Genomic DNA, 24,692 nt, shown 5'->3' with positions numbered 1-24,692 from the left:
GCGGTATGAGCGTTGCGGACAAGTTGACCTCCCGTCTCCCGATGATCGGCGATCGGGGTGAACGCAAGGACGTCGTCGCCGTGGTGAAGCTGCACGGGGTCATCACACCGACCCCGTCGCCCCTGGCGAGAGGGTCGATCAACCTCGCCGCCGTCGAATCGGCGCTGACGCGCGCGTTCGCACACGACCGGCTGAAGGCCGTCGCGTTGCAGATCAACTCGCCGGGCGGGGCGCCGACGCAGTCGGGCCTGATCGCGGAACGGATCCGCCAGCTCGCCGACGAGAAGAACGTGCCCGTGCTGGCCTTCGCCGAGGACGTCGCCGCGTCCGGTGGTTACTGGCTGGCCTGCGCGGCCGACGAGATCTACGCGCATCGGACGTCGATGGTCGGTTCCATCGGCGTGATCAGCGGCGGCTTCGGGTTCACCGGTCTGCTGGAGCGGTTCGGTATCGAGCGGCGGCTGCACACCGCGGGGGCGAACAAGTCCCGGCTCGACCCGTTCAGCCCGGAGAAGCCGGAAGACGTCGAGTGGCTGAAGAAGATGCACGGCCAGCTCCACGAACTGTTCGTCGACTGGGTCACCGAGCGTCGGGGCGAGCGCCTTTCCGGTTCGGACGACCTGTTCAACGGGGACGTCTGGCTGGGCGCCCGCGCGGTCGAACTCGGTCTCATCGACGGCGTCGGCAGCCTCCGCCAGGTGATCACCGAGCGGTACCCGGACGCCGAGATCTCCGTCGCCGAACCGAAGAAGGCGCTGCTGGCACGGCTCGGCATCGGCGCACCGGCCGCGGCGAGCGCGCTGCTGGACGCCGTTCAGCACAAGGCCGCCTGGAGCCGCTTCGGCCTCTGACGCCGATGTTATGAACGGACCTTTCATAACAAATTTTGTTATGAAAGGTCCGTTCATAACGCCCAAGAGCCGTGACCGCCTCGGACGGATTCACCCGAACGGTGGTAGGCGTAAGTGGTTCAGACCAGGTGTCATATCGGACATACCGCTTTGTTGTGAACGGCAACAAACCCTCGACAGTGTTGACGAGGAGGTCCGATGTCCGTTACTTCTCCCCAAGCGAGCCGTCCGAGCCACCGGAGTCGCTGGAAGCTCGCGCTCGGCGCGGCGGTCGGCGCGGCGTTGATCGCCATACCGCTGACGCTCCCGGCCGCGGCCGCCGTCCCGCCCCCGCCGTCCGGCTGGACCACCGTGTTCACCGACGACTTCACCGGCGCCGCGGGTTCGCTCCCGTCGAACGCGAACTGGATCATCGACACCGGTCACGCGTACCCCGGCGGCCCCGGCAACTGGGGCACCGGCGAGATCCAGAACTACACCGCGAACCCCGCCAACCTCGCCCAAGACGGTTCCGGGAACCTGCGGATCACGCCGCTGCGTGACGGCGCGGGCAACTGGACCTCCGCGCGGATCGAAACGCAGCGCACGAACTTCAAACCGCCGTCGGGTGGCGCGCTGCGCATCGAGGGCCGGATCCAGATGCCGAACGTCACCGGCGCCGCGGCACTTGGTTACTGGCCTGCGTTCTGGGCGCTCGGCTCGCCGTATCGCGGCAACTACTGGAACTGGCCCGCCGTCGGCGAGTTCGACATCATGGAGAACGTCAACGGGATCAACTCGGTCTGGGGCGTCCTGCACTGCGGCGTCAACCCCGGCGGCCCGTGCAACGAGACCACCGGCCTCGTCGGCAGCAGGGCCTGCCCGGGCGCGAGCTGCCAGAGCGCGTTCCACACCTACACCTTCGAATGGGACACGAGCGCCAGCCCCAACGTGTTCCGCTGGTTCGTGGACGGCCAGCAGTTCCATTCGGTCAGCCAGAACCAGGTCGATGCCACCACCTGGGCGAACATGACGAACCACGCCGGCTACTTCGTGTTACTGAACGTCGCGATCGGCGGCGCGTTCCCGAACAACAACTCCGGCACCACGACGCCGGGGCCCGGGATCGTGCCGGGGCATCCGATGCTCGTCGACTACGTCACCGTCCTGACCCGCGGCGGCGGCACGACACCCACCACACCCACGACGACCACGGGTTCTCCCGGCGGTGGCAGTGCGTACGGCACGATCCAGGCGGAGTCCTACAGCCAGGCCGCCGGGATAGCCAAGCAGGCCACGTCCGACCCCGGCGGCGGCCAGAACATCGGCCCGGCGGGCAACGGCGACTGGGCGCTGTATCGAGGCGTCGACTTCGGAACGCAGACCGGCAGGCAGTTCCAGGCGCGGGTGGCGTCCGGCGCGGCGGGCGGCGTGAGCGGCCTCGTGGAGGTGCGGCTCGACAGCCGGTCGAACGCGCCCGTCGGCAGCTTCGCCGTCGGTGACACCGGAGGCTGGCAGAACTGGCGGACCGTGCCGGCGAACATCAGCGGGATCACCGGAAAACACGACGTCTACTTGACCTTCACGAGCGGGCAGCCCGCCGATTTCGTGAGCGTCAACTGGTTCACCTTCACCCCGTGAAGGAAGAGATGTGGCACGGCTAGGCGGTTCGTGTCACCGGAAAAGATGACGGCACCGGCCACCCCAGGCGCGGGGGTGCCGGTGCCGTCCTTTTCGTTCGACTTTCGTGAAGCGGGCTGGACAGGGAACCCGGCAATGGGCATTATGCGACTCACTGTGAGTGCTCACGATGACACCCGGAAGCTCATTGTCCTTGCGGTGGACGATGAGCCCAAAGGGCTAGACGAACTCGTTCACTGTCTCCGGAACAGCCCGCACGTCGCCCTGGTCTTCCCGGCGATCGACGCTTCGGAGGCGCTGCGCCTGCTGTCCACCGACGACCCGAGGCTCGGCGACCGCAAGGCGCGCGGCCTCCCGATCGTGGACGCGGTGTTCGCCGACATCGACATGCCAGGGCTTTCCGGCATGGAGATGTCCCGCGTGTTCGCCGCGTTGCGCCCGTCACCGGCGCTGGTGTTCGTGACCGGGCACGCCGAAGAGGCCGTCAACGCCTTCGACCTCGGCGCGCTCGACTACGTGCTCAAGCCGTACCAGCAGGACAGACTCGACCGCGCGATCGTCCGCGTGATCGACAAACTCGCCGCGAACGCCGCGCCGCAGCGGGGCGGTCCCGAGGGGACGGGGCTCGTCCAGAACGACGACGAGGTCATCCCCGTCGAGCTCGCGGGCACCACGAAGCTGATCCCGCGGTCTTCGGTCCGGTGGGTCGAAGCGCAGGGTGACTACGCCCGGCTGTTCACCACCGACGGCAGCCACCTGGTCCGCATCCCGCTCGCGCAACTCGAAGAGCGCTGGGAGAAGGCGGGTTTCGTCCGGATCCACCGGTCGTTCCTGGTCTCGCTGCCGCTGGTCACCGAGTTGCGGATGGGGCAGGGCGGTTACCAGGTCGTCATCGGCAACGAGGAGAAGGTGCTGCCGGTGAGCCGCCGCCACACGCGCGCGCTCAAGGACCGGCTCGTCGGCACCAACCGGTCGACGTAGCGGCGGGACATGACCGACGACTTCTACCGCCGCGTCAACGGCGTCCGCGAACCGGACCCGACGCTGGGCAAGGGCAGGCACAAGAAACCGCCGCAGCCCGAAGGTGCCGTCGTCGAGCCCGTGCCGGGTGCGCCGTCCGGCCCGAAGCACGAGCAGGCGAAGCCCGAACACCACGCGAAACCCAAGCGGCAGCGGGTGATCCTCGCCGATCCGCGGCAGGCCACGAGCACCCTGCGGGCGAGGGTCGAACTCGAAGAGCAGACCAGCTGGGGAAAGCTCCTCGTCCGGGATCTGGTGAAGATCCAGCTGCGGACGGCCTCCCTGCTGGCGCTGCTGGTGATGGTCACGCTGTGTTCACTTCCGGTGCTGTTCTACCTGATCCCGTCATTCGGACGGGTGGTCGTCGTCGGCATTCCGTTGCCCTGGTTGATCCTCGGCGTGGCACCGTTTCCGTTCCTGTTCGGCATCGGGCTCTGGTACAACCGGCTCGCCGAACGCCATGAACGCGACTTCGTCGACATGATCGAGAACTGATTACGGAGCTGCACGTGCGAGGATCCCTGCTGTGCAGCAGCTGAATCCGTGGGCCCTCGCCGGCATCGTGCTGGTAGCGGTCCTGACCTTCTACTTGGGGCATCGTTCCTCGAGGTCGGCCGTCAGCACGCACGACTTCCTCGTCGCCCGCCGCACCGTGCGCTCCCGGCGCAACGCCGCCGCGATCTCCGGTGAATACCTGTCCGCCGCGTCGTTCATGGGCGTCGCGGGCATCGTGCTCAAGGACGGCGCCGACGCGCTGTGGTTCCCGATCGGCTTCACCGCCGGTTATCTCGCGCTGATGCTGTTCGTCGCCGCGCCGCTGCGGCGGTCCGGCGCGTACACGCTGCCGGACTTCGTCGAGATGCGGCTGGGCTCGACCATGCTGCGCCGGGTTTCGACGGCGTTCGTGGTGTTCATCGGGATCCTCTACATGGTCCCGCAGCTGCAGGGCGCCGGCCTGACGCTGACGACCATCCTGCCGGTGCCGGTGTGGGCCGGAGCGCTCCTGGTCACCTTCGTGGTCGGCTTCAACGTGATCGCGGGCGGGATGCGCGCCATCACCGTCGTCCAGGCCTTCCAGTACTGGCTCAAACTGTTCGCCATCGCGGTGCCGGCGTTCGTCCTGTGCATCGTGTTCGTCGGCTCCGGCGGGCCGGGCAGCGCGCGCCCGCTGGGGCAGCCCGCGCCGCCGATGTTCACCGAGAACACCACCATCTCCGTCCAGACCGACGTCACGCTGAAGGTCACCTCGGTCACCGTCCTCGAGGCGTACGGCCAGATAGAAGGCGCGCGGGCCAACGGTTTCGCGGTGTGGACACCGGAAGCCGGGCACAAGGTCACCAAGGGCACGACGCTGAAGTTCACCGCGGGCACGCCGGTCCCGGTGGTCAGTGACGCGCCCGCGTCCAACAGCGACTGGCTGCGGCCGGGTTCGGGCAGTCTCACCGATCTGCTGCAGGTCTATTCGCTGATCCTCGCGACGTTCCTCGGGACCATGGGCCTGCCGCACGTCCTGGTCCGCTTCTACACCAACCCCGACGGCAAGGCCGCGCGCCGCACGACGGTGCACGTCCTGCTGCTGCTCGGCCTGTTCTACCTGTTCCCGACGCTGCTGGGCGCGCTTTCGCGGATGTACGTCCCGGAACTGCTGGTGACCGGGAAGACCGACGCGGCCGTCCTGCTGCTGCCGTCCGCGGTCCTCCCCGGTCTCTGGGGGCAGATCCTGGGCGCGGTGACCGCGGCAGGCGCGTTCGCCGCGTTCCTCTCCAGTTCGTCGGGGCTGCTGGTGAGTGTCGCCGGGGTGGTGTCCACCGACGTGCTGCCAGGCCGGGTCCGCGATTTCCGGGTGGCGACGGCGATCGTGGCGCTGATCCCGTTCGCGCTGGCGGTCTTGCTGCCGTCGGAGGATCTGTCGCTTTCGGTCGGGATGTCGTTCGCGCTGGCCGCGTCCACGTTCAGCCCGCTGCTGCTGCTCGGGGTCTGGTGGCGGAAGCTCAGCTGGCCCGGCGCCCTGGCCGGGATGCTCGTCGGCGGCGGCCTGGTGCTGACCGCGCTGGTGGTCAACATCGTCAGCAAGTACACCGGCGGCTGGGCGCCGTGGTTCTCGAACCAGCCCGCGCTGATCACCGTGCCTGCCGCGTTCCTGACCACCTATGTGGTGAGCCGCGCGACCGGGTACGGGCGGCCGGACGACGTCCACGGCGTGATGCTGCGGCTGCACGCGCCCGACCCGCTCGGGTTCATGCGCGATCGCGCGGTCGCCCGGTTCGGGCAGGCCGAAGAGAAGACGCGGACGGCCGGAAAGGGTCGTCACCGGAAGTAGTTCACCCGGTCGTGTCGCGACTGTCTACTCAGGGTCGTACCGTTCACTCAAATGGATTGCCCCTCTCGCGCCCTATAAGGGGCATGATCTTCCGTGACACCGAAATCTGCGAGTGGTCGCGTCAGGTGGGAGGTCCGAAGTGCGTGATGCCGATCAAGACCTCGGGTCCGATCCGGAATCCGACTGGGAAAAGGTGCAGGCGAGCGCGGAATTCACCGAGCTGCGGCGACGGCTCCGGGTATTCGTTTTCCCGATCTCCGCGCTGTTCCTTCTCTGGTATCTGCTCTACGTGCTCCTCGCCGACTACGCGACCGCGTTCATGAGCACCAAGCTCTTCGGCAACATCACCGTCGGCCTGGTCTTCGGCCTGCTGCAGTTCGTGTCGACTTTTGTGATCACCGGCCTTTATGTCCGGTATGCGAACCGGAAACTCGATCCGCTCGCCGACAAGATCCGGCACGAGGTCGAAGGGACCGAACGGTGAGCACACTGGCCGCGGGTGTCCAGGGCAGCAATCCGGCGCTCAACATCACCATTTTCGCGGTATTCGTCGCGATCACCCTCGTGATCGTTTTCCGGGCCAGCCGGAATACGAAGACCGCTTCCGACTACTACGCCGCAGGTCGCGCGTTCACCGGCCCGCAGAACGGGATCGCGATCTCGGGCGATTACCTTTCCGCGGCGTCGTTCCTGGGTATCGCCGGTGCCATCGCGATCAACGGCTACGACGGTTTCCTCTACTCGATCGGGTTCCTCGTCGCGTGGCTGGTGGCGTTGCTGCTGGTCGCGGAACTCCTTCGCAACACCGGCAAGTTCACCATGGGCGACGTCCTCGCCTTCCGGATGCGGCAGCGCCCGGTCCGCGCGGCGGCCGCGATCTCCACCCTCGCCGTCTCGTTCTTCTACCTGCTGGCGCAGATGGCGGGCGCGGGTGGCCTGGTGAACCTGCTGCTCGGCATCGAGGGGAACCTCGGCCAGGACGTGGTGATCGCCGTCGTCGGCGTGATCATGATCCTGTACGTGCTGATCGGCGGGATGAAGGGCACCACCTGGGTCCAGATCATCAAGGCCGTCCTGCTGATCGCGGGCGCGTTCGCGATGACGTTGTGGGTGCTCGGGAAGTACGGCTTCAACCTCTCCAGCCTGTTCCAGGCCGCCGTCGACAAGGGCGGCGCGACCGGTGAAGCGCTGCTCGGGCCGGGTAAGCAGTACGGCAAGACCGGTACGACCAAGCTGGACTTCCTGTCGCTGGGCATCGCGCTGGTGCTCGGTACCGCGGGTCTGCCGCACGTGCTGATGCGCTTCTACACCGTGCCGACCGCGAAGGACGCGCGCCGTTCGGTGGTCTGGGCGATCGCGCTGATCGGCATCTTCTACCTGTTCACGCTGGTGCTCGGCTACGGCGCGGGCGCACTCGTCGGCCCGGACGTGATCGCGAAGGCGCCCGGGACGACCAACTCCGCGGCGCCGCTGCTGGCGCTCGAACTGGGTGGCCCGGTGCTGCTCGGGTTCATCGCGGCGGTGGCGTTCGCGACGATCCTCGCGGTGGTCGCGGGCCTGACGATCACGGCGTCGGCGTCGTTCGCGCACGACGTCTACGCCAACGTGATCAAGAAGGGCAAGACCGACGCCGACAGCGAGGTCCGCGTCGCGCGGATCACCGCGCTGGTGGTCGGGGCGGTCGCGATCGTCGGCGGGATCCTCGCGAAGAACCAGAACGTGGCGTTCCTGGTGGCGCTGGCGTTCGCGGTGGCGGCGTCGGCGAACCTGCCGACGATCCTGTACTCGCTGTTCTGGAAGCGGTTCAACACCCAAGGCGCGTTGTGGAGCATCTACGGCGGCCTCGCGGTCTGTGTCGTCCTGATCGTCTTCTCGCCTGCGGTCTCGGGGAAGCCTGTCGATCCGAAGACCGGGAAGAGCGCCTCGATGATCCAGGGCGTCGACTTCCACTGGTTCCCGCTCGACAACCCCGGCATCGTCTCGATCCCCGTCGCGTTCTTCCTCGGCTGGCTCGGCACCGTGCTCTCCAAAGAACACAACCAGAAGAAGTACGCCGAGATGGAGGTCCGCTCCCTCACCGGTGTGGGCGCCGAAAAGGCGACTCAGCACTGAGATCCGCTTCACGCGCGCGCAACGGGACGGGATGCGAGGATGGCAGGGTGGTGAGCCCTGCTGACATCCCGACCGTCGCCGTCCGTGATCTGCCGAAGGACGGCGTCGCGCTGCTCGACGTCCGCGAGGACGACGAGTGGGCCGCCGGGCACGCGCCGGGCGCCAAGCACATCCCGATGGGCGACCTGCCAGCGCGCGTCGGCGAACTCGACGACCTGCCCGACGACCAGCCGGTCTACGTGATCTGTCGCAGCGGCGGCCGGTCCGCCCGCGCCGCCGCGTGGCTCAACGCGAGCGGCTGGGACGCGGTGAACGTCGCCGGCGGGATGGGGTCCTGGAAGCAGGAGGGGCGCCCGATGGTCGGCGACCATCCCGGCGTCGAACCCGAAGTGCTGTAACCGTGCAGCCAGGCCACTACCCGCCGAGGACGCCGGTGCCGCCCGTGCGTCCCGCGCCGATGCAGCAGCCGCGGCCCCAGCCGGTGCGTCACCGTGTCCGCTGGGTCGCGTCGCCGCCTCCTGGCGCTTGGCCGCTGCGGCGCAAACCCGTTGCCGAGCGCTACTCCGGGCCGCCGTCGTACCCGGTCCCGCCGCGGTGGGGCTTCCCGAACCTGGTCTGGCGCCGTCCGACCGCGGTTCCCGGCACGGCGTCCGGCGAGGTCACACCGGGCGAGCGACTGCGGGTGATCACGCGCAGTCTCCTGCCGGTGCTGTGGACTTTCGCCGTCCTCGCGCTCGCCGCCGCGGCCTCCGAGATCTGGCGCTACGTCCTGCTCGTGCAGAGCCGCGACTCGGCGTTGTCGACGTCCGTCGTCACGGTCTCCGACAGTTTCGTGATCACTACCGGCCTGCTCACGACGATCCTTTCGCTGCTGCCGTCGGGACTCACCGTGTGGTGGCTGCTCGTGGCGAGGCACGCCGCCGCGGACGTCTCCGGCGAGGTGCCGCCGAGGCGGCAGTGGCAGGTGCTGACGTTCGTGCTGGTGCCGGTGGCGAACCTGATCCTGGTGCTGCCGATCGTCGCCGAACTCGAACACGCCGTCCTGCGCCGGACGCGGGAAACGCGGCCGAAGCCGTCGCGGCTCGTGCTGGTGTGGTGGGGCGTCTGGGCGCTGAACTGGCTGCTGCTCGTCCTCGTCATCGTCTGGCGGTTCCGCGACGGTGTCCAGGCGCTGGCCGACGGTGTCGTGCTGGTCGCGCTGACCGACCTGGCCGCGGCCGGGCTGGCGGTGGTGACGGCTCTGCTCGTGAAGCGCATGTCCGGCCTGCTGGCGCCTGTCGCGGAGAAGCGGCTTCGCCTGCTTCGCGTGCTGAAGGTGGACGGCGCTCCGGACCCGGAACGGCGCGAGCGTCCCGCCTCTTCCGTGCGCTGACCTGCGACCTCGTCAGTGGTAAGTGACGTGTCGCGAAAGCCACTTTCGGGACGTCTGATGTCCCGAAAGTGGCTTTCGCGATACGGCCATGGGTGGCGGCGTGAGCCAGGTCACCGTTGACCTCCAGCTCACTCGAGGTTCGAGACTGGTGATCATGAGCGACGACGGCGTCACCTTCATCAATGTCTTCGAAATCCCCGCCGACCGCGTGGACGAGTTCGTCGAGACGTGGCGCGAGCGCGCGAAGCTGATGCGGGACGCGCCCGGTTTCCGTGATGCCAAGCTCCACCGCGCGCTGCTGCCGGATTCGCGTTTCCAGCTCGTCAACGTCACGCACTACGACAGCCGGGAAGCCTGGGAGGCGGCCGGGAAGAACCAGGTGTTCACGGCGTCGGCCGAACGGGCCGCGGAGATCGCCACCCCCAACGCCGCGCTCTACGAGGTCGTCGTCGAGTACCCCTAGCTCGCGGTGACGGGGAGCGCGCGCAGGCCCCGGATCACGAACTCCGGTCGCCGTTCCGGGGTCTCCGCGAGTTCCAGCCCTGGCAGTTTCGTGGTCAGCGCGGTCAGCGCGGCCGCGATCTCCACCCGCGCGAGCGGGGCGCCGACGCAGTAGTGGATGCCCATGCCGAAGCCGAGGTGCGCGTTCGGTGTGCGGCCGATGTCGAGGGTGTCCGGCCGGTCGAACACCTTCGGATCCCGCGCGGCGGCGCCGAGGAGCGCGCCGATCTTGTCGCCCTCGGCCACCCGGAACCCGGCGATCTCGACGTCGGTGGTCGCCGTCCGTTCGAAGAGCTGGAGCGGCGCGTCGAAGCGGATCAGCTCTTCGACGCACGGGTCCAGGAGGTCAGGGGAGGCCACCAGCCGCTCCCATTGGCCGCGGTGGGTCAGCAGCGCGTTGACGCCGTTCCCGATGACGTTCACCGTCGCCTCGTGCCCGGCCATCAGGAGCAGGACCGCGGTCGCGACCAGTTCGTCTTCGGTGAGTTCACTGCGCAGAAGATCGCTGACGATGTCGTCGCCGGGGGAGTTCGCGCGCTGCTTCGCCACGTCACGCAGGTACTCGACGAACTCCGCCGAAGCGGCTTCGGCGGCGTCGCGCTTCTCCTCGGCGAGGCCGTATTCGTACATCTTCACGATGTGGTTCGACAGGGTGACCATGCGCGGCCCGTCCTCGATCGGGACGCCGAGGAGTTCCGCGATGACCGCGACCGGCAGTGGCTGCGCGAGGTGCGCCAGCAGATCGGCCGAGCCGGTTTCGGCGATCTCGGCGGCGAGCCCGTCGACCATGCCGTCCGCGAGTTCGGCGACCATCGGCCGCAGCCGCTGGACGTGCCCGCGCCCGAACGCGCCCGCGATCACCCGCCGCAGCCGGGTGTGGGCAGGCGGCTCGTTCTCCAGCAGCGAGTTGCGGTGCAGCAGGTTGAACGACGCGAACCGCTCCACCGGCAGCGCGTCCTGCCAGATCCGGCCGAGCCCGCGATGCCGCAGGACGGCGGCCGACGCCGAATGCGACACCGCCACGGCGATGCCGAGGCCGTCGTGCCGGTGGACTTCGCCGCGCTCGAGGAGGTCGGCGAAGTACGGATACGGGTTCGCGAGGAAGGCCGGATCGGCGAGGTCGAACACTCGCCGACTGTAACCCGGCCCGGCGCCGCGCCGGGGAGTCCGCCCCGGCGCGACCGGGAGCTACAGATGCAGCCAAAGCCCCAGGTGCAGGCCGAGACCATGGTGGTGATGGCCGTGGTGGTGCCCGACGCACAGCAGCAGGCAATGCCGGGCGTGGTCGGCTCTGTCCGGCTGCGGCGCGGCCGAAGCCGTGCCCACCGCGGGCCCGGCCAGCATCAGCCCGAGTGCCACGGGCAACGCGGCCAAGGCGGCCCGGCGCTTTGAGGTGCTCATCTGTGATCCCTTCTCCGCACTACGACGCCGGATGGCGCCGTGATCGAGTATTCGGTGCGGTGAGGGGAAAACGGCAGGCTGATCACCCGCGGTTAGATCATCCGGATGATGACAACCGTTTTCAGTCACGTTTGCGTGGTACACGAACGGCCGCTGAAACCGGCCGATCCGGCTAATTCGGAGGAGATGGGCGTCGTTCGCGGCGCGGGGGGTGTTACGAGCCGCGCGCCCTTCCCGCGATAGCGTTCTGAACCGAGCTTGAGGAGGCTGACGTGGGCAAGGGTTCGCGCAAGAAGGGTCCCAAGACGACCTCGGACCGCAAGCCGAAGGTGCGCGACGTCTTCGTCGGCCAGCCCTTCGAGGGTCTCGCGGCCGAGACCGAGCTGATCGCGCTGCGCGAGTTCGTCCCCTCGGCGACGGCGTCGCTCACGCTGGCGGGCTCCGGCGAGAAGGTCACCCTCGGCACGGTGCTGCCGATGGCGGCGGCCGCGTTCGTCCGGTCCGACGGTGAGCGCTACGTCGGGATGCAGGTGCAGACCCGGTCCTCGGACATCAGCCGTGACCTCGGCCGGTCGCTCCAGTGGGTGCTGGAGGCGAAGGAGGGCGACGTCCTATCCGTGCCGGACACGACGACCCCGCCCACCGCCGACGAGAAGGCCCGTTTGCAGGACCTGCTCGACACGAGCGTCGAACTCGACGCCACGCTCTACAACGACTTCGCCTGGTGGCTGCCCGAAGACGCCGACGCGAGCGGCGACGTCGCGCTGTCCCTCGAGCGCGCGAACGCGGCGATCATGCCGACCGAGCGCCTCGGCGCGGGCGCGTACTGGGTGCTCGCAGGCGAGAAGGCGCACCTGCGCTGGGTCCGCCCCGAACCGGAGAACCTGCTGCTGCAAGCGCTTGCGCGGCTGTCCGCGGCCGGTGAACTCGGCCTCGGCGAGGGCTCCCGCTACGCCGGTTCTTTCCGCGCGCACGGGCTGCTCGTGCCGGTGTGGGACCTCGACTCCGAGGCGCACGCCCGCGAATGGGCCGACGCGAAGGACCAGCTCGGCGTCCGGCTCGATGCCGCGCTGAAGTCCCTCGACACCGAGCCGCTCAACGCCACCGAGCGCCGCTCGCGCGACGGCCTGATCGGCCGCCAGCTCACCATCCGCTGACCCACCCCCGTCGCAATTCGGCACCTGGTTGCGGTGGTTGCGCGCGCAACCACCGCAACCAGGTGCCGAATTGCGTCAGGATGGGTGCGTGATCCTTCATATTTGCCCTAAGGGTGACTGGGTGCCCGAAGGCGGCGTCTACACCGCCGCGTCGCTCGACTCCGACGGCTTCATCCACTGCTCGGACCCGGGAACCGCGCATATCCCGGCCAACGCCGTGTTCGCCGGCCGCACCGATCTCGTGCTGCTGGAGATCGATCCGGCGCTCGTCGGCTCGCCCGTCGTCTGGGAGGACGGCGACCCGCCGCATCCGGCCGGTGTCCAGTTCCCCCACGTGTACGGACCGATACCCCGTAACGCCGTGGTGGCCGTCCACGAATTCCCTGTTCAGGGGGATGGTTCGTTCAGAATTCCCGAGTCCCTGTCGAGACGTTGAGGCGGGCAACTCCTCATCCGGATGGGCGTCCCTCGAACGAGTTCGCGGCAAGAGACAACCTGTGGGGGCGGTCATGCGTTTCGGGAGAGGTGAGCCAGGTGTCCCTGGCCGAGGGACCCCGGGAGGAGGCGATACGGTGACCGCTGCCGCGACGGTCATCCCGGGGACGGACGTCTGGGGGGCCGGCGAGGGCCGAGGGAGTGACGTGCCGGGCGAACTCACCGACTTCGGCGACTTCGTGCAGGCCAGCCTGCCGGGTCTGCTGAGGTACGGGCACGCCCTCACCGGGAATCCGCACGACGCCGCCGACCTGGTCCAGACCGTGCTGGAGAAGATCGGCTCCCGCTGGTCCTACGTCCAGCACAAGACCGGCGACCCGATGGCCTACATCCGTCGTTCGATGGCGAACGCGCACGTCAGCCGGTGGCGCCGGACCAAACGGGAGAGCCTGGTCGCCGACCTTCCGGACACGCGGCCGTACAGTCCGGCGGACCCGTTCGAACACGAACCGCTGTGGCAGGCGTTACGCGCGCTGCCGCCGAGGCAACGCGCGGTGATGGTCCTGCGTTACTACGAGGGGCTGTCCGAAGCGGAGATCGCGGACTCGCTCGGCATCAGCCAGGGCACCGTGAAAAGCCAGGCCAGCAAGGCGATCACGTCCTTGCGCACGAAGCTCGCACTGTTCGAGACCAAAGGTGAAGGGAGGGAAGCGGGATGAACATGTCCGAGGAGGACGTGCAGCAGAGGCTGCGCGACCTGTTCTCCGACGATCGGCTCGGGGTGCCGTCCACGCTGAATCCCGAGACGATCGTGGCCGGCGCCAAACGCCGCCGCCGTCGCCGCCAGATGATGCAGACGACGACCGGGATGGCCGCCGCGGTGGTCATGGTGGGCAGCGGACTCACCGTCTTCTCGATCCATGACAGGGACAACGGCGCGGCCTTCCCTCCCGAGCAGCTCAGCTTGGGGCAGTCCGCGACCAGCCAGGTTCAGCCGGGGCCCGCGACCGAGCCGCCACCGCCGGCGTCGTCCTCGGCGCCGCAGTCGAGCCTGGCGGCCCAGCCGCCGCCGTCGACGATCTCCGATGGGCCGGTCAAGCCGCCGAAGAGCACCGCGGCCACGAAGCCGCCCGCACAGGGCAAGGTGACCACCGGCTCGCTGCTGACCGCCGCCGGTTTCGGCAAGCTCCGGCTCGGGATGAGCGAGTCCGAGGCGGAGGCCACCACCGGGCCGCTGCGGGCGAAGGAGGTCCGGGGCGGCTGTACGTACGGCTACGCCGAGGGATCCGCCGTTCCGGGGCCGACGTCGGTGTCGCTGACCGAGGGCGACGGGATCACCGTCATCAACCCGGCGGGCACGGTGCACACCCCGGAGGGCATCGGGGTCGGCTCGACCGAGGCGGACATCCTCGCCGCGTATCCCGGCAGCACCAAGGACGGCGGTGCCTACGTCGCGCCCGCCAGCGCGGTGAGCGCGTACCGGATCTTCGTGTCCAACGACGGATCGGCCGTCAGCATCCTGCTGACCAGCATCAACCAGGACTGCCAGTTCAGCTGAGCCGTCCGCACAGACGGAAAACCCGGGCTGCTCCAAGGGGGAGAGCCCGGGTTTTCTCTGTGGTGGGAGAGCGTCAGTGCGTCAGAGCGCGCCGCCCGCGACCGGGGGCATCCCCGAGTCGGCGCCGCCGTCTCCGATGGACTCGCGGTGCAGGTGGTTCTCCACCTCGAACAGGTTGCCGTTCGCGCGTTTGACGATGTTGAGCAGCGTGGACATCTGGGAGATCTCTTCGACCTGCTCCTTGAGGAACCACTGCGTGAACTGCTCGCCGATGTAGTCCTCTTCGGCGCGGGCGGCCTTGGCCAGCTGCTGGATGTCGGTCGCGACGTCCTTCTCTTGCTGCAACGCGAGCTCGATGAGCTCGGTGACGTCGGAGAAGGTGTTGCGCACGTCGCCGGTGCCGGGGATCTCCACGTGGTGGTCGGTGTCCAGCATGTACTGGATCAGCGCCATCGCGTGGTTGCGTTCCTCGACGGACTGCTTGTAGAAGTGCTTCGCGAGCTGCGGCAGGTCCTCGGCGTCGAACCAGACCGCCAGCGCGATGTACTGCTGGGAGGCGTTGAACTCGTTGTGGATCTGCGCCTGCAGCAGTTCGTAGAACTTCGAGCGCGGTTGCTTCTTGGTGAGGGCCATGCATTCAAAGATACGTCATGCGCTATTCGATTTCCACTTTTTGCTGGTGATGTGCCCCCTATTAGGTTACCATTGCCGATAATAGGTCCACCTCAATTAAGTAAGCCTTCCCTAATCAATCGCAATCAATTAGGGAAGGCTTACTTTATTTCTGTTTCAGATGCTTTCGCGCCGGATCGGGCACGACATGCAGCGCGGCCCGCCGCGGCCGGAGCCCAGTTCGGAGCCGGTGATGGCCAGTACCTCGATACCGGCCTCCTCCAGGCGTGCGTTGGTTTCCACATTACGTTCATAGCCGACAACGACGCCGGGAGCGAGCGCGAGCGTGTTGTTCCCGTCGTCCCATTGCTCGCGTTCCGCGGTGACCGGGTCGAGGCCGGTGTCGATGACGCGGAGCCGGTCGATTCCCATTGCTTCGGCGGCCGCGGTGAGGAATGGGGCCGGGCCTTCCACCTTCATGGAACCGTCATCGGTCGGCCGCATGGTGAACGCGGTCAGCGAATCACGGGAAAGCGGATACATGACGACGGCGTCGGCCGCGACCATCGTGCAGACGGTGTCCAGGTGCATGGTCGCGCGGGTCTGCTGGATCGGGACGGCGAGCACGGTGTGCGCGATCCCGTCGGCGAACACCGACCGCGCCAGCGACTCCGCGCCGGCCGCGGTGGTCCGCTCGCCGACACCGATGGCCAGGACACCCGGCGAGAGCAACATGACGTCGCCGCCCTCGATCGGCGCCGAATGCGCGCCGTACGCGCGGGACGCGTGGCGGAACCACGGGTGGTAGGCGTAGATCAGGTCCAGCACCGCGGTCTCGCGGACGCGGGCGGGCATGGTGAGCGAGGAGACCGCGACCCGGTCGCCGATCCACGCCGACGAGTCGCGGGTGAACAGCAGGTTCGGCAGCGGATCGACGGCGAAGTCGTTCGGGTGGTTCATCAGCCGGACCAGCGAGACACCCTCGGAGGCGGGCAGTTCCTCGAAGGTCATCCCGGCCATCAGCGCCTCGGCCAGCACCTCGGGGGAGACACTCGACAGGTGGGAGCGCAGCGAATCGGCCAGGTCGATCCCGAGCCGTCGCTCGTCGACGGCCGCGTGCACGCCCGCCGCGTGGGCACGGGTGTCCGAGAGTGCCGTGCGCAGCGCGTCGGCCAGCAACAGCACCTCGACATCGCGGCCGCGCAGCACCTCGGCGAACGCGTCGTGCTCGTCCTGCGCGCGGTCCACCCAGGGGATGGAATCGAACAGGAGCTGGTCGTTGTTGCGAGGCGTGAGCCTTTTGAGCTCGTTGCCGGGCCTGTGCAGCAGCACCGCACGCAGGGGGCCGACTTCGCTGTCAACTCGGGGTGGAGTCGTCTCGTCAATCACTCCGCGAGCTTAGCTACGGGAGCCAGGAAACTCGCCCCTTGAGCAGCGCGTATCCGACGAAAGACACGAAGTCGAGCGCGGTGTGCGCGGCGATCAGCGGCCACAGCCGGTTCGTCTTCTGCCACAGCCTGCCGAACACCAGGCCCATCACGACATTGCCGACGAAACCGCCGAAGCCCTGATACAGGTGATACGACCCGCGAAGCACCGACGAGGCGACCAGCGAGGTGTTCTCGCGCAGGCCGAGCTGCCGCAGCCGGGTCAGCAGATACGCGACGACGAGCACCTCCTCGGCGAAGGCGTTCCCGAACGCCGACAGCGTCAGTGTGATCGGACGCCACCACGTCTCGCCCAAAGTGGACGGTTGCACCGAGAGGCTGAATCCGAGGCTGTAGGAGAGGAAGTACAGGCCCAGTCCCGGGATCCCGATCGCGGCGGCGAGCAGAACGCCGTGGCCGATGTCGCGGCCGGGTCGGCTCCGGTCCAGCCCGATCTGTGCCAGCTTCATGCCGCCGCGCCACAGCAGGTACAGGCCGAGCGCGCCCCAGCCGACCAGCTGGCCCGCGCTCAAAAGCTGCTTGAGCATGTCGACGAGGCTCAGCGTCGCTTGGGGAACGTTGAGCTGGGCTTGTTGCTGCGCCAGCGGAACCGGTTGCAGCAGTGAGTCCACAAGGGACAGCAGGCTGCGCAACCCGGACAGGCCGAGGGTGATTCCGAAGACGACGACCAGTTCGATGACGATCGCGCGACGGCGTGCCGGGTCTTCCACGAATTCCGGCAGCGCCGGGCGTTCGGGACGCAGCCAGCTCATCGGCCGCACGTTACCTTGGGGCTGAAGGACGCTTTCGCCGCATACCACGCGGTGAAGGGAGCTTTCACCGCGTCGCATGCGGGCATGGTCCCCTTCAGCTTCCCGGCGGAACTCGCCTAACCCTCGGAGAAGAACGGGCAGCCGACCAGCCTGCGGATCTCGCCGGCGAGCTGCGGCGGGCCGTCGACCGGGCGCGAGAACGCGAGCCGGACGTCGTGGTCGCCGGAGTCGGCCTCGACCCGCAGCCGCAGGCCGTAGCGGTCCAGCCCGAGCGGCCGGATCCAGCCGCCGCGCAGTTCGGTCGGCACATGTTTGGCGAGCTGCTGGACGACGTCGGCGTGGTCGGTCTCCAGATGCCGCAGCCAGCCGGCCTCGTAGTCGTGGAAGGGGTCCGGCGGCGCGGCGCTGAACATGTGCGGGCGGAGCGAATGTGTGCCCTCGGCGTCCGCGAGCACCAGTGACGCCGGGGTCAGCCGAAGCAGTGTCAGGCCGTGTCCGACGTCCAGCAGCCGTTCGTCCGGCCGGGTTTCGGCGATGGAGACCGCGCGGGCGCGGGCGGAGACGTCGGAGAGCGGGCGGAGCCAGCCGGTGATCCACAGCAGCCCGCGGATGGGTTCCCGCAGGGCGACCGGCGCCTGATCGGTCAGCTCGACCATCACCGCGAGCTCGCCCCGCTGCGCCTCGCGCGAGCGTTTCACCAGGTGGTGCTCGTCCGGCAGCAGGATGCTGACACTGCCGCTCGTGTGCACGTGGTGCAGCTCGGGAATGACGCGGCCGTACTGCCCTGGCTGGTCACGCTGCTCCGCGGTCGGCATCAGCGTCGCCGGCCCGTTGCGGGTGGCGATCGTCTTCGCGCGTTCCGCGGGGTTCGGCGCCGGCGGGCGGCGAATGGACGTCGGTGTGGTCACGGCTCACCTCCTAAGTTAGGTGAGCCTAACCTGATTTACGCGTCGAGCGGAAGTAGGCTCGATCACGTCTCACCGAAACGCGTATACGTTGACCAGGTGGAAGACCGCAGAATCCAGGTGCTCGAACCACCCGAAGGGATTCCGGCGGCGAACATGCCGGTCCTGGTGCCCTTGCTCGACCGCTCGGCCACGACCTCGGGCACGCTGGCGTTCGCGGCGGGACTGCTCACCGTGCTGGGCGTCGCCCTGCTGGTCACCGGCCGGTTCGGAATCGCCGTACCGCTCTTCCTCCTCGTCTTCATGGCGCCGGTTTCGGTCTTCTACGGCCACCTCACGATCGCCGGATCCTTGCCGATGCGGCGCCTCGCCGACAAGCCGTTCCGCCTGGTGAGCGGGCTCGAAGGCGCCGTCGTGGCCGGTTCGCGGGTGAGCGTCCCGCTCGACGGGCGGTGGCTGGTGGTACGGCTCCCGGCACCGCTTCGCGCGCAGCTCGCGGCTCAGCGACGGCTGTGGGCGCTGGACCGGTTCGTCCTGCTGCCGGGGGTCATCGTGCCCCGCCGCGGCGCGATCCGGGGTGCCCCGGTGAAGGGTTCGCGGCCGCTGGCCGCGGAGCCGGTTTCACCCGGACGGCTTCTCTCGCTGCAACGCCGGTTGCTGGGGCAGTACTACCTCTACGGAGCCGGGGTCACCCTGGTGGCGGGCGCCTTTTCGGCGTGGATCGCCCTCGACCTCCCGGAACGCGACAGCTTCCTCTCGCTGAACGCGCAGATCTTGGCGGTCCTCTGCGTGCTGGGGACGCTCGGTCTCGCCATCACCGCGCTCGTCGTCTCCAGGCCGGCGCCCGAGCCGCGCTGGACCGAACTGGCTGTCGTGTCCGGGCCGGCGTCGGTCAACCACTTCGGCATGGTCATGGTGAAGGGCTGGACGGTCCTGCCCGACGGACGGCAGGTCACCGTGAGCGCGGGCGGCTCGGACCAGTCCCTCGCCGCCAACATCGCCGCGACCGGACGGTTGTGGGTGCTCGGCGTGCCGGTCGCCGGAAAGGCCGCGAAGGCCGGGGTGCCCGGTCACGCGGTCATCGGGCCGGTCAAGTTCGGCCGGTGACTTCGCGGGTCAGGTGAGCGAGCGCCGCGTCGCTTCTTCGGTCTCCACGACGCCTCGACGGATCCCTTCCAGCTGTTCGCTCAGTTCGCCGATCGTGGTGGTGTCGAGCAGCGAATCGCCGGTGGCCGCCGACAATTCGGCCGCCCTGGCGACCAGGCCGTCGAGTCCGAGCGCGCCGGATCGCAGCTGTGCCAGCAGTTTCCGCTGCGCGCTCGACAACCGCGCGTGCACGTCCTCCTGTGCCTGCACGGCTTCGAGCGACTGTGTGAGGTCGCCGCGGATGTCGTCGTCGGCGGTCTTCAGTTCCTTCCGCAGCCGGGCCTTCTCGGCGGCGACCGAGCCCGCGTCCACCCGCGCCAGCGCCTTCCCGGTGGCGGACGTGCGACCGGCCAGCCGCCGGAGGGTGTCGACGGTTTCCCGCACCACCGGTTCCATGTCGGCCACCCGGTCGGCGAGCGGGCCGGTGACGAGCGAGTCGGAGATGGACTGAAAGCCCTCGGCCGCGGCCTCCGCGCGCAGCAACCAGCCCGCCTCCGGTGAACCCGGTTCGACGTCGGGGAGAGCCCGTTCTCCGGGCTCGGGCGCGGGTTTCGCCCGCGTGGCGGCGGCGATCCCGGCGCGGGCGGCGAGCACGGTCACGCCGACACCCAGCGCGGCGAGCGTCGGCAGTTGCACCGCCCAGGCCGCACCCGCCGACGTCGCCGCGAGGAGCAGTCCCCACGGTTCGGCTAGCTCACGGACGAAGCGCATAGTCGAGGATCTCAGAAATTCGAGATCACGGCGGTGAAGACCTGGTCGATCGAGTCCGGTTTGGACGAGTCGTACCCGACGCCCTGGGTGGTCTCGGCGATCTCCTTGAGCACGTCCAAGTCCGCGTCGGAGCCGTAGGCGATGGTGAACATCCGCACCGCCTCACCGCCGCCTTCGGTCCGCAGCTGCCCGACGAGGTTGGGCAGATCGATGCCGCCCGGATCCTCGTTCCGGCCGTCGGTGAGCACGACGACGGCGTTGATCGTGTTCGGATCCAGCCGCTGCTTCATGAACTCGTACGCGGCGAGCGACGAATCGTAGAGACCGGTGCCGTTCTGCGGGGTCAGCCCGTTCAACCGCGACGCCAGTTCCTGCCTGCCCGCTTCACCGCCGATCGGCGCCACCGGCCGGAGTTCCATAAAGTCCTTGTCGCCGTTGAGTTTCGTGGAGAACATCCACAGCCCGACCTTGTCCGCGTCGCTGAACTGCGGCAACGACGCCACGGCCGCCTGCTTCGCGAGATCCATCTTGTTCTTCCCGGTCCCGCTGACGCCGTCGCCCATCGAGCCGGAGACGTCGACGACCAGCAGCACGTTCGCTTTCTTCCGCAGGTCCTTCCACGACTTCAGCACCTCGGTCAGCACCGGCGGGCTCGGCGGGCGGATCAGGTTGAGTTTCGCGTCGGGCTGGGCGCCGTTCTCCGAGGTGGTCTGAGATCCGGGCTTCCCGTCGAACGTGCGGAAGCCGATGTCGCTGAACTTCTGCTGCGCTTCGGCACCGCGAAGATGCGCGAGGAAGTCCGCCGCGACCTGCTTGTGGAGGTCGTCGGCCCAGTTCAGCACGGTGAACGGGTGATCGGAGTTGAGCGTGCCGTCGCTCGGGTAGATCCCGACGAGCGGCACCTTCGGCGGCGCGTGCTGCCCGCGCTTCTCCGGATCGTTGGTGGGGTTGCCCTGGTTGTAACCGACGAGCGAGTTCTCCTCGACCGTCACCGCCGAGATGTACGACAGCGCCGCGCCGCGGTCGTCGGCCTTCTGCAAGTTCGTCAGGAACGTCAGCGTGTTGTCGCCGTAGTGGACGATGGCCTGCTCGACGTTTTGCACGAACGTCCGCGCCTCCGGCTTCGCGAGCGCGTTCGCGGTGAGGTCCGAGGACGTGCCCGTCGCCGCGTAGTAGGCGCCGATGGTGGCGTTGAGGCCGGACGTCGAGATGTTCGGATTCGTCTTGCCGAGCCGGAACTTCCCCCACTCCGGGTGGCCGTACTTCGCCCAGCCCTGCGGATCGGTGGCGAGCGCGGCGAGATCCTTCCAGCCGATGCCCTTGCCGGGCCAGCCGAGCGCCTCGGCCATCGGCTTCGGCATGGCGACGACCAGCGGCGCGTTCGCGACCGACTCCGGGTCACCCTCGGGGACCAGCGCGGGGTGATCGGTGCCGGTGAGGTTCTGGCGCAGCAGGTTCACCCAACCGGACGCGGCGGGCGTCCAGACGTCCGGCCTCGGCCCGTCCACCGCCTCGTTCCAGCCACGGGACAGCGCCTGCATCACGGTGCCGGAGGACTTCGACTGCACGAGCACGTCGACGCAGCGCCCGGCCACCGTGCGGCCGCTGTAGCCCTTGGCGATCTCGGTGACCACGCCGGCCTTCTCCGGCGACGACGACACCTGGAGCTTGATCGCGTCGCCGGTGGTGCACTTCGCTTCCGCGGCCTCGTCGCCGGAGTCGCTGGTGATCGCGCGCAGTCCGATGATCAAGCCGATCGCGACCACCGCCGCGGCCACGAACGCCAGGACCTTGCGGCCGCCTCGGGACTGACCGGGATTCACGACCATGGAGAACCTCCAGCGGTGGGAACACCGATTATCCGGAGGTTTCCCCTCGTCCGGGGGCGCGTTGCCGAACCGTTGCGGCCATGGCGGTACTTATCCCGCCACGTGCCGCAATCAGTCCTCTAGTCGCGTTGGCACCTGCTCGCGCGTGCCTTTGAATACCGCAACTAGAGGACTAATTGCGGCGATCACTGAGCGCCGGGGCCTCGGCCGGACCAGGTCCACGCGTAACCCGGGTCCTCCGACGCGTCGGCCGCTTCGCCGAGGTCCAGCGGCGCGAAGGTGTCCACCATGACCGCGGTCTCGTCGAAGAACTGGGCCCCGATCGACGCCTCCGCCGCCCCGGGCTGCGGCCCGTGGGTGAAGCCGGACGGGTGCAGCGAAAGCGAGCCGACCTCGATCCCGGAGCCCTTGCGCGCCTCGTAGTTGCCGCGGACGTAGAACATCAGCTCGTCGGAGTCGACGTTCGCGTGGTTGTACGGCACCGGGATCGACTCGGGGTGGTAGTCGACCTTGCGCGGGCAGAACGAGCACACCACGAAGTTCGGGCCCTCGAACGTCTGGTGCACGGGCGGCGGCTGGTGCACGCGGCCGGTGATCGGCTCGAAGTCGTCGATGTTGAACACCCACGGGTACAGGCAGCCGTCCCAGCCGACGACGTCGAACGGGTGGGTCGCGTAGGTGTAGCGCGTGAGGCCCGCACGGTGGCGCACGAGGACCTCGACGTCGGTGCCGTCGACCACCAGGGGCTCGGACGGCCCGCGGATGTCGCGCTCGCAATACGGCGAGTGCTCCAGGAACTGGCCCTTCGCCGACAGGTAGCGCTTCGGCGGGCCGATGTGGCCGCGCGCCTCGATGGTCAGCAGCTTGACTCCGCCGTCGTCGTGGGGAAGCACGCGATAGGTGCACGACGTCGGGATGACGAGGTAGTCGCCGTCCCCGATCTCCAGCGAGCCGTAGATCGTCTCGACGGTCGCGCCGCCGCCCTGGACGTAGAAGAGTTCGTCGCCCGCCGCGTTGCGGTACAGCGGCGAAGGCTTCGTCGCGTGGACGAAGCCGATGGTGACGTCCGCGTTGCCGAACAGCCGCCGCCGGTCGGTGGCCGCGTCGGCGTCGCCGAACTTGAGGTCGTGGGTCTTGAACGCGCGGGGCTTGAGCGGGTGGTTCGGGGTGATCGGCCCGCGCTCGTCCTCGATCGCGACGGCGTCGACGATCGCGGTGGGCAGGCCGCGGTGGTACAGCAGCGCGGAGTCCGCCGAGAAGCCCTCGACACCCATCAGTTCCTCGGCGTACAGGCCCCCGTCGGGCTTGCGGAACGCCGTGTGGCGCTTGTGCGGGATCTCGCCTACCTGCCGGTAGTAAGGCATCGGAATCTCCCCGGAACGTGTCCGTTGTGCGAACGATTTTGTCCTGATGTCGTACGCTACTAGCGTGTCAGTCGTGTCAAGCGCTGTGGAACTCACGCCACCCGGCCCCCGAGGAATCCCTCCCCTGTTCGCGCGGCTCGTCGACGACTCGGCGTTGTTCCCGCCCGGCGAGGCGTCCATGCCCGAAGCGCTGCGTGCGCACTTCGCGTCGAGGTCCGGTGAACACTCCGGCGTCCTCGGCGTGTTCCTGTGCCAGGCGTCGAGGCTGCCCGAGCTCATCACCGAACTGATCAAGATCAAACCCAAGGAACCGCTGCCGCTGTCGCTGATCATCGACACCGGCCTCGGCGGGGTCCCGAAGGCGATCTCGATCGTCGAGTCGCGCAGCGAGATCCTCGCGCTGCGGATGGTGGAGATGCCGGCGCCATCGGACGTCGACGAGGTCTGGCTGGAGCGCGTCTCCGAGTTCGTCCCCGAAGACGTCATCCGCGTGGTCGAGCCGCGGCGCGGCGTCGGCTGGCTGGACGGCGTGCGGAAGGTGATCGAGCACGGCAGCTGGCCGAAGATCCGCTGCGGCGGCAAGGCGGGCGAGAACTTCCCCAGCGTCGACGAGGTCGCGGACTTCCTCGCGGTGGTCAGCGGCTCGACCGGGGCTTCGTTCAAGGCGACGAACAGCCTGCACCGCGCCGTCCGGCACACCGACGAGACCAGCGGCTTCACCCATCACGGGTTCCTGAACCTCATCGTCGCGTCCGCGCGTTCCCTTTCGGGCGGCGACGTGCGCGACGCGCTCGAGTCGACCGACAGCGCTGCGCTGGCGGCCGAGGCCAAGGGCATGTCGGAGCCGGCAGCGAAGGCCGTTCGCGGACTCTTCGCCTCCTACGCGGCTGCTTCGTTCGACGAGCCCGTCGCCGACCTCGGGGAACTCGGGTTGTTGTGACTCGTGAAGGGTCACTGACCCTGGACAGAGGGCTCGCCCTGCTGCAAGCGGTGGCGGACGCCGGTGGCGAGGCGGCGACGATCTCCGAACTCGCCGCCGCCATCGGCGCGAGCCGGGCCGCCGTCTACCGCCTGCTCGTCCCGCTGTCCGAACGCGGCCTGGTGTGGCGCGACGGGAACAAGGTGCGGCTGGGCGTCGGCCTGCTCCGGCTCGCCGGGCAGGTCCTCCCGCAGCTGCGGGAGGCGGCGAGGCCGGTCCTGCGTGAACTCGCGGAGAAAGTCGGCGCGACAGCGCATCTCTCGGTCGCGCAAGGGGACCAGGCGCAGGCGGTCGCGGTCGTCGAACCGACGTGGACGAGCTTCCACGTCGCCTACCGGGTCGGCACGCGCCATCCGCTGTCCGCCGGAGCGGCCGGCAAGGCGATCACGTTGCGTCCCGGCGGCGGCGAGGGCTGGGTGACCTCGTCCGGCGAACTGGAGGCGGGCGCGTCCGGGGTCGCCGCACCCGTGCGCGGGGTTCCGGGTCTGAAGGCCAGCCTCGGTGTCGTGTCGCTGGAGCCGCTGGAGGCCGCCGTGGTGGGGCCCGCGGTCGTGGCGGCCGCCGTCCGGCTGGCCGAGGTGCTGAAACAGCCCGAGTAG

General features: G+C 68.8%; 26 protein-coding genes. 17 read left to right on the top strand and 9 right to left on the bottom strand.

The window, feature by feature from the left end; all coding sequences use genetic code 11:
* The first annotated feature begins 5 nt into the window (after positions 1-5).
* The 10 genes from ACLARN_RS01035 to ACLARN_RS00990 all read left to right on the top strand — a co-directional run bounded on the left by ACLARN_RS01035 (position 6) and on the right by ACLARN_RS00990 (position 9,758).
* The gene (locus ACLARN_RS01035) at positions 6-851 is read left to right on the top strand and encodes a S49 family peptidase (RefSeq protein ID WP_409489392.1); all 846 of its coding nucleotides are present in this window, start codon (positions 6-8) and stop codon (positions 849-851) included.
* Positions 852-1,049: 198 nt separating this feature from the next.
* Positions 1,050-2,471: a carbohydrate-binding protein gene (locus ACLARN_RS01030; RefSeq protein ID WP_409489391.1), complete on the top strand. Its 1,422-nt coding sequence runs from the start codon at positions 1,050-1,052 to the stop codon at positions 2,469-2,471.
* Between the two features lie 144 nt (positions 2,472-2,615).
* Positions 2,616-3,452 carry a LytR/AlgR family response regulator transcription factor gene (locus tag ACLARN_RS01025; protein WP_409489632.1) on the top strand — a complete coding sequence of 279 codons (837 nt, stop codon included), beginning with the start codon at positions 2,616-2,618 and terminating at the stop codon, positions 3,450-3,452.
* 9 nt (positions 3,453-3,461) lie between these two features.
* The gene (locus ACLARN_RS01020) at positions 3,462-3,986 is read left to right on the top strand and encodes a hypothetical protein (protein ID WP_409489390.1); all 525 of its coding nucleotides are present in this window, start codon (positions 3,462-3,464) and stop codon (positions 3,984-3,986) included.
* A 31-nt stretch (positions 3,987-4,017) separates the two neighbouring features.
* Positions 4,018-5,811, top strand: coding sequence for a cation acetate symporter (locus tag ACLARN_RS01015; RefSeq protein ID WP_409489389.1), 1,794 nt, complete (start codon positions 4,018-4,020; stop codon positions 5,809-5,811).
* A gap of 139 nt (positions 5,812-5,950) precedes the next feature.
* The gene (locus tag ACLARN_RS01010) at positions 5,951-6,295 is read left to right on the top strand and encodes a DUF485 domain-containing protein (protein WP_409489388.1); all 345 of its coding nucleotides are present in this window, start codon (positions 5,951-5,953) and stop codon (positions 6,293-6,295) included.
* On the top strand, positions 6,292-7,923 hold the full coding sequence (locus ACLARN_RS01005) for a cation acetate symporter (protein ID WP_409489387.1): 1,632 nt from the start codon (positions 6,292-6,294) through the stop codon (positions 7,921-7,923). Before ACLARN_RS01010 ends, ACLARN_RS01005 begins: the two co-directional genes overlap by 4 nt.
* Before the next feature lie 47 nt (positions 7,924-7,970).
* Positions 7,971-8,321 carry a rhodanese-like domain-containing protein gene (locus ACLARN_RS01000; RefSeq protein ID WP_409489386.1) on the top strand — a complete coding sequence of 117 codons (351 nt, stop codon included), beginning with the start codon at positions 7,971-7,973 and terminating at the stop codon, positions 8,319-8,321.
* 35 nt (positions 8,322-8,356) lie between these two features.
* Positions 8,357-9,295 carry a DUF4328 domain-containing protein gene (locus ACLARN_RS00995; RefSeq protein ID WP_409489385.1) on the top strand — a complete coding sequence of 313 codons (939 nt, stop codon included), beginning with the start codon at positions 8,357-8,359 and terminating at the stop codon, positions 9,293-9,295.
* 154 nt (positions 9,296-9,449) lie between these two features.
* Positions 9,450-9,758 carry an antibiotic biosynthesis monooxygenase family protein gene (locus ACLARN_RS00990; RefSeq protein WP_409489384.1) on the top strand — a complete coding sequence of 103 codons (309 nt, stop codon included), beginning with the start codon at positions 9,450-9,452 and terminating at the stop codon, positions 9,756-9,758.
* Here ACLARN_RS00990 and ACLARN_RS00985 read toward each other — a convergent pair.
* Positions 9,755-10,924 (bottom strand): cytochrome P450, encoded by a 1,170-nt coding sequence (locus ACLARN_RS00985; protein WP_409489383.1) that lies wholly within the window; start codon positions 10,922-10,924, stop codon positions 9,755-9,757. The genes ACLARN_RS00990 and ACLARN_RS00985 overlap by 4 nt on opposite strands.
* Positions 10,925-10,984: 60 nt before the next feature.
* Positions 10,985-11,197 (bottom strand): hypothetical protein, encoded by a 213-nt coding sequence (locus ACLARN_RS00980; protein WP_409489382.1) that lies wholly within the window; start codon positions 11,195-11,197, stop codon positions 10,985-10,987.
* 272 nt (positions 11,198-11,469) lie between these two features.
* On the opposite strand from ACLARN_RS00980, the gene ACLARN_RS00975 reads away from it, so the two are divergent.
* The 4 genes from ACLARN_RS00975 to ACLARN_RS00960 all read left to right on the top strand — a co-directional run bounded on the left by ACLARN_RS00975 (position 11,470) and on the right by ACLARN_RS00960 (position 14,347).
* Positions 11,470-12,354: a DUF5926 family protein gene (locus ACLARN_RS00975; RefSeq protein ID WP_409489381.1), complete on the top strand. Its 885-nt coding sequence runs from the start codon at positions 11,470-11,472 to the stop codon at positions 12,352-12,354.
* Positions 12,355-12,442: 88 nt separating this feature from the next.
* Positions 12,443-12,790, top strand: a complete 348-nt coding sequence (locus tag ACLARN_RS00970; protein ID WP_409489380.1) for a DUF952 domain-containing protein — start codon at positions 12,443-12,445, stop codon at positions 12,788-12,790.
* Between the two features lie 205 nt (positions 12,791-12,995).
* On the top strand, positions 12,996-13,508 hold the full coding sequence (locus tag ACLARN_RS00965; protein ID WP_409489631.1) for a SigE family RNA polymerase sigma factor: 513 nt from the start codon (positions 12,996-12,998) through the stop codon (positions 13,506-13,508).
* Positions 13,505-14,347, top strand: coding sequence for a hypothetical protein (locus ACLARN_RS00960; protein WP_409489379.1), 843 nt, complete (start codon positions 13,505-13,507; stop codon positions 14,345-14,347). Before ACLARN_RS00965 ends, ACLARN_RS00960 begins: the two co-directional genes overlap by 4 nt.
* Before the next feature lie 81 nt (positions 14,348-14,428).
* Here ACLARN_RS00960 and ACLARN_RS00955 read toward each other — a convergent pair whose 3' ends face one another.
* From ACLARN_RS00955 to ACLARN_RS00940, 4 genes are all read right to left on the bottom strand, one after another.
* Complete coding sequence (locus ACLARN_RS00955) at positions 14,429-14,980, bottom strand: ferritin (RefSeq protein ID WP_409489378.1); 552 nt, start codon at positions 14,978-14,980, stop codon at positions 14,429-14,431.
* 156 nt (positions 14,981-15,136) lie between these two features.
* Positions 15,137-16,348, bottom strand: coding sequence for an arginine deiminase (locus ACLARN_RS00950; protein WP_409489377.1), 1,212 nt, complete (start codon positions 16,346-16,348; stop codon positions 15,137-15,139).
* 13 nt (positions 16,349-16,361) lie between these two features.
* A complete protein-coding gene (locus ACLARN_RS00945) occupies positions 16,362-17,159 on the bottom strand; it encodes a CPBP family intramembrane glutamic endopeptidase (RefSeq protein ID WP_409489376.1) in 798 nt (265 codons plus the stop codon).
* 116 nt (positions 17,160-17,275) lie between these two features.
* Positions 17,276-18,067 carry a DUF2470 domain-containing protein gene (locus tag ACLARN_RS00940; protein ID WP_409489375.1) on the bottom strand — a complete coding sequence of 264 codons (792 nt, stop codon included), beginning with the start codon at positions 18,065-18,067 and terminating at the stop codon, positions 17,276-17,278.
* A gap of 96 nt (positions 18,068-18,163) precedes the next feature.
* Here ACLARN_RS00940 and ACLARN_RS00935 point away from each other — a divergent pair, with 96 nt between their 5' ends.
* On the top strand, positions 18,164-19,171 hold the full coding sequence (locus tag ACLARN_RS00935) for a hypothetical protein (protein ID WP_409489374.1): 1,008 nt from the start codon (positions 18,164-18,166) through the stop codon (positions 19,169-19,171).
* Between the two features lie 9 nt (positions 19,172-19,180).
* On the opposite strand, the gene ACLARN_RS00930 is transcribed toward ACLARN_RS00935, so the two are convergent.
* The 3 genes from ACLARN_RS00930 to ACLARN_RS00920 all read right to left on the bottom strand — a co-directional run bounded on the left by ACLARN_RS00930 (position 19,181) and on the right by ACLARN_RS00920 (position 23,114).
* Complete coding sequence (locus ACLARN_RS00930; protein ID WP_409489373.1) at positions 19,181-19,921, bottom strand: hypothetical protein; 741 nt, start codon at positions 19,919-19,921, stop codon at positions 19,181-19,183.
* Positions 19,922-19,932: 11 nt separating this feature from the next.
* Positions 19,933-21,750 carry a substrate-binding and vWA domain-containing protein gene (locus tag ACLARN_RS00925; protein ID WP_409489372.1) on the bottom strand — a complete coding sequence of 606 codons (1,818 nt, stop codon included), beginning with the start codon at positions 21,748-21,750 and terminating at the stop codon, positions 19,933-19,935.
* A 185-nt stretch (positions 21,751-21,935) separates the two neighbouring features.
* Positions 21,936-23,114 (bottom strand): homogentisate 1,2-dioxygenase, encoded by a 1,179-nt coding sequence (locus tag ACLARN_RS00920; protein WP_409489371.1) that lies wholly within the window; start codon positions 23,112-23,114, stop codon positions 21,936-21,938.
* 85 nt (positions 23,115-23,199) lie between these two features.
* On the opposite strand from ACLARN_RS00920, the gene ACLARN_RS00915 reads away from it, so the two are divergent.
* On the top strand, positions 23,200-24,054 hold the full coding sequence (locus ACLARN_RS00915) for a hypothetical protein (protein WP_409489630.1): 855 nt from the start codon (positions 23,200-23,202) through the stop codon (positions 24,052-24,054).
* On the top strand, positions 24,051-24,692 hold the full coding sequence (locus tag ACLARN_RS00910; protein ID WP_409489370.1) for an IclR family transcriptional regulator: 642 nt from the start codon (positions 24,051-24,053) through the stop codon (positions 24,690-24,692). Before ACLARN_RS00915 ends, ACLARN_RS00910 begins: the two co-directional genes overlap by 4 nt.

Origin of the sequence: Amycolatopsis sp. cmx-11-12 (assembly GCF_046269425.1) — a bacterium.
Classification (GTDB): Bacteria; Actinomycetota; Actinomycetes; order Mycobacteriales; family Pseudonocardiaceae; genus Amycolatopsis.
Note: the sequence above shows the minus strand (reverse complement) of the source record. Positions and strands in the feature narration are given on the sequence as shown.